General features: G+C 34.9%; 4 protein-coding genes, 1 tRNA gene and 2 pseudogenes. 3 read left to right on the plus strand and 4 right to left on the minus strand.

Going from position 1 to position 3,497, the window contains the following annotated elements; all coding sequences use genetic code 11:
* Positions 1 to 180 (plus strand): hypothetical protein (locus tag ACFIMX_RS05485; RefSeq protein ID WP_375694154.1); only part of this gene is annotated, 180 nt, incomplete at its 5' end.
* The gene (locus ACFIMX_RS05490) at positions 161 to 379 is read left to right on the plus strand and encodes a hypothetical protein (protein ID WP_375694155.1); all 219 of its coding nucleotides are present in this window, start codon (positions 161 to 163) and stop codon (positions 377 to 379) included. The genes ACFIMX_RS05485 and ACFIMX_RS05490, both read left to right, overlap by 20 nt.
* 59 nt (positions 380 to 438) lie before the next feature.
* On the opposite strand, the gene ACFIMX_RS05495 is transcribed toward ACFIMX_RS05490, so the two are convergent.
* Both ACFIMX_RS05495 and ACFIMX_RS05500 read right to left on the minus strand, forming a co-directional pair.
* Positions 439 to 720 (minus strand): type II toxin-antitoxin system YafQ family toxin, encoded by a 282-nt coding sequence (locus tag ACFIMX_RS05495; RefSeq protein WP_375694156.1) that lies wholly within the window; start codon positions 718 to 720, stop codon positions 439 to 441.
* 7 nt (positions 721 to 727) lie between these two features.
* Positions 728 to 1,009 (minus strand): type II toxin-antitoxin system RelB/DinJ family antitoxin, encoded by a 282-nt coding sequence (locus tag ACFIMX_RS05500; RefSeq protein WP_375627277.1) that lies wholly within the window; start codon positions 1,007 to 1,009, stop codon positions 728 to 730.
* A 189-nt stretch (positions 1,010 to 1,198) separates the two neighbouring features.
* Between ACFIMX_RS05500 and ACFIMX_RS05505 the strand changes: the two are divergent.
* A pseudogene (locus ACFIMX_RS05505) lies at positions 1,199 to 1,552 on the plus strand (helix-turn-helix domain-containing protein); the annotation flags it as partial.
* A gap of 156 nt (positions 1,553 to 1,708) precedes the next feature.
* Here ACFIMX_RS05505 and ACFIMX_RS05510 read toward each other — a convergent pair.
* Both ACFIMX_RS05510 and ACFIMX_RS05515 read right to left on the minus strand, forming a co-directional pair.
* A tRNA-Ser gene (locus ACFIMX_RS05510) sits at positions 1,709 to 1,798 on the minus strand.
* A 944-nt stretch (positions 1,799 to 2,742) separates the two neighbouring features.
* Positions 2,743 to 3,497 (minus strand): annotated as a pseudogene (locus tag ACFIMX_RS05515) (tyrosine-type recombinase/integrase); the annotation flags it as partial.

The raw sequence follows: 3,497 nt of genomic DNA on the forward strand, positions 1-3,497 counted from the left end.
CTCTCTCTCACTGGTTGCGCGACAAATAAATATGTTTCTTCTTGTGTTGGTTGGTTACCTATTTATTTAAGCCGGCAAGATGTCGACACCATCAGTTCGAGCTTAGCAAGAGAGATCTTAAAACATAATAAGCAAGGAGAACGCTTGTGTGGGTGGCAACATGGTAAGAAAAAAAGCTGAAAAACATACAGAGCTTACAGAATCGGAAAAAGAAATGCTTCAAGAAATGATCATCACCTATCAAAGCGTGAAAATGATGTCTCGCTTGATGAAGTGGATAGCATTTTTTCTTTTTTTGCTTATCCTTGATTTTGCACGCCTCATGGATGCGATAGACAATATCTTCGCCCATTTAAAACAATGGTTCTCAAAGAACTGAACAACTGTCATAAAAGAAAAATTTCGTAAAGTTCTTTTTACTATGCATTGGAGATCTAATTATAAACGCAGTTCAGAATGGGAACCAAGTCGTAAAAGCTCTAGTGTTTTGGCATCTGGCTTTCGATAGATCAAAACTAAATCCGGCTTTATGTGACAATCACGACAATTGCGCCACTGACCTGTTAGTGCATGATCCCTCCAATGCGCCTTTAGCGGTTCATTCTCCGCTAACGCTTTGACCACAAGCAGAAAATCCTCCTCTAGTACATTAGCATATTTACCTTTGCTTTCACGTTTGAGATCACGCCGAAACGATCGAGTATAGACAATCTCCCGCATAGCAAGCTTAGGTTTGCTTTTCAGATTTACGCGCTTCGGTTCTATCTGCGCGTATCATGGTCCTTAAGCCGTCTAAAGATGTACGTTCGACGCGTCCCATTTCGGCATCCTCGATAGCTTGTAATGTTTCCATATTTGGTTGGAATAAATCAAGTGGTAATGCTCTATCTCTAGCAATGCGGGTCATAAACATGCGTACTGCATCTGATATAGTTAAACCCGTAGACTTAATAACTGCACTTGCAATTTCTTGAACTTCATCAGGTATGCGGGCTTGAATTTTTCCCATTACTAAATCTCCTACTTAATTGTACTACAATGTACTACATTTCAAGTCTATGTCAAGAGATTTATCTGTTATGCCATACAACCTTGTGTATTAAGGAGGGTAGGAAGTCAATTTTTAAAAGGAGCTAACCAAAATCTAAGAATTTCTGCTAGAATCACGTGAGAGCTTCTTTTTAATAGGATTTTTTAGATGCCAACACCATTTGGTAAAACCTTACGCAAACTTCGCATTGATCATTCAGAACGCCTTTTAGATATGGCTAAAAAATTAGATATATCTGTAGCATTTTTATCATCTATAGAAATTGGCAAAAAGTCTGTTCCTGTAGGACTGGAGGAAAAGGTAATTGAACTCTATGCTTTAGATCAAGAGGTAGCAGAAATTTTGAGAAGAGAATCAGATGCTTGTCGTAAAAGCTTCACTATAAAGCCTTCTGATACATTCAGATGTGAAGCTGTTGGTATGTTCTCTAGACTGATAAACATTATTTCACAAGAAGATTTAGAACTATTAAAAAAATTATTAGAGAAAGCTGGCAAAAAGAATGCATTTTGTAAAGGAAAGTGTAAAAATCCTATTCCCGAACCTTTATTTATTTATCCCGAACCTTTAAAAAAGTCATATAAAATCAAAAAGTTATAGCACCATAAAAGTGCTGTGGCGGAGGGGGTGGGANGTTATAGCACCATAAAAGTGCTGTGGCGGAGGGGGTGGGATTCGAACCCACGGTACAGTCTCCTGCACGCCGGTTTTCAAGACCGGTGCCTTAAACCGCTCGGCCACCCCTCCAAACTAGATATACTTTTTGACAAATTTCTTGTAAAAGGTCAATCATTTTAATACGCATTTTAAAGCGTTCTTTGTAAAACTATTTAAGTTTCAATTAAAATAATTCTTCATAAGTTAATTCTTTGAGTGTGTTATCTAAGAGTTTCATTTTTAAACATGATAGTTTTTTCTGAAAAAATGGAAGGTAATTATGATATTTATCATTTTTTTCCTGTTTAAAAATTTTTTACAAAGCAATATTTTTTTTAAGTTCTAACAATCGTTTTCGTAATAATAAGAAATGTTTAGTTGAAAATGTTTGATAAATTATATTAAATTCCGGTCGTGTATTTTTGAATTATTTTACCTTTCCAGATATTTATTTTATTTAGATCGTTCATATTGGCGAAAAGAAAATGTTATTACTCTGACAGTTTATGAGAGATAAATTTGTAAGAATGACATATATATTCAAGGAAAGTTTTTATTGAGTTTAAATTAAGTACAATTCAATAAGAAAGCTCTTTAAAAGATTTTAATTTTTTAAATAAAAATATTCAGATATTTAGTGCGTCTAAAGACGTACCTTAGAGGGAATGGCTGATTTGCACTATTTGAATAAAATTTTATGTAAGATTTGCATCGATAGTTTAAAATCTCTTCTAGATATGACTGGAAATTAGGTATATTTGTAATGCTTTTTCTGTGGGATAAGCAAAAAGTTAATTTGAATGGAAGAAAAAATTATTGAGCAATACCCTTAGATCAATAGATAGTTTGTGAAGGTGTTACATAGTTTTTCAGGAATAGAACTTAAAAACGCTAAATTATTGCAGAGTCAGAAAGCGTAAACTTTAAAAGACAAAGTTTTAAAAGCCGATTCATTCACAAGTATGTGTAAATAAAATATTTATGTCTAATATGAGAGAATAGGTTATTCCTGATTCTATTGAGTTTTTTTGCCTCTATCCCTCATCTTTTTGAAGCTTTTTTATGGTTTCAAGAGCGAGTTTTTTACGGTCTGCACTCTTTGTGTAAAGAGATGCCATAGCATCATTTGTCCAGCCAAAAATTGCTTTGGGTTGTGATACTGTTACACCAGAATTAGCGGCCACGTTTTGCTGCTAATTTTCTCAATCCATGCGCCGATTTTTTGATACCTGCTTTGGTACACACATTATAAAATGTAAATCCGAACCTATTTTGGGGGATTTTTTTCCAGCATTTACCACAAATGAATGTTTCATCACCTATGGGACCTGCTTCAAGCATTTTGGCTAATTCTGGTAAAATAGGAAGAAAAACATCTGTTTGAAATTTACGTTTTTCTGTTTTGAGGTGAATGATATTATCATTGACATCTTTCCAGGCAATTCGTACAGCATCATCACGACGCAAGCCCGTATATAAAAGAACATCAATCCAGATACGTTCATGGGTACCATGATGCCATCTTTGATAATATTTTTCGACATCTTCTTCTGTCCAAACGGAAATCTCTCTTTGTTTTTGAGGGGGGACCCCTAAAGTCGGATTATTTTCCAAAAGACCTTGATCAATTGCCCAATTAAAAAGCCCATTAAGGGCTTTCAGAAAGTTTCTAGCCATTGCTGGTGTTTCTTTGCGCCGTTCAACGCCGGCTATGATATGTTTCTTTTCAATTGCTTGGTATGGAATATTTCCTATGGAGTCGCATATCTTCATAAGAATGTATTCTTTT

The sequence above is a fragment of the Bartonella sp. AD24XZML genome (assembly GCF_042196485.1).
In the GTDB taxonomy this organism is placed as follows: Bacteria; Pseudomonadota; Alphaproteobacteria; order Rhizobiales; family Rhizobiaceae; genus Bartonella.

Excerpts from the sequence above, each read along its gene's own strand:
- ACFIMX_RS05490 (WP_375694155.1), top strand. The coding sequence starts at position 161 with ATGGTAAGAAAAAAAGCTGAAAAACATACAGAGCTTACAGAATCGGAA.
- ACFIMX_RS05495 (WP_375694156.1), bottom strand. The coding sequence starts at position 720 with ATGCGGGAGATTGTCTATACTCGATCGTTTCGGCGTGATCTCAAACGT.
- ACFIMX_RS05500 (WP_375627277.1), bottom strand. The coding sequence starts at position 1,009 with ATGGGAAAAATTCAAGCCCGCATACCTGATGAAGTTCAAGAAATTGCA.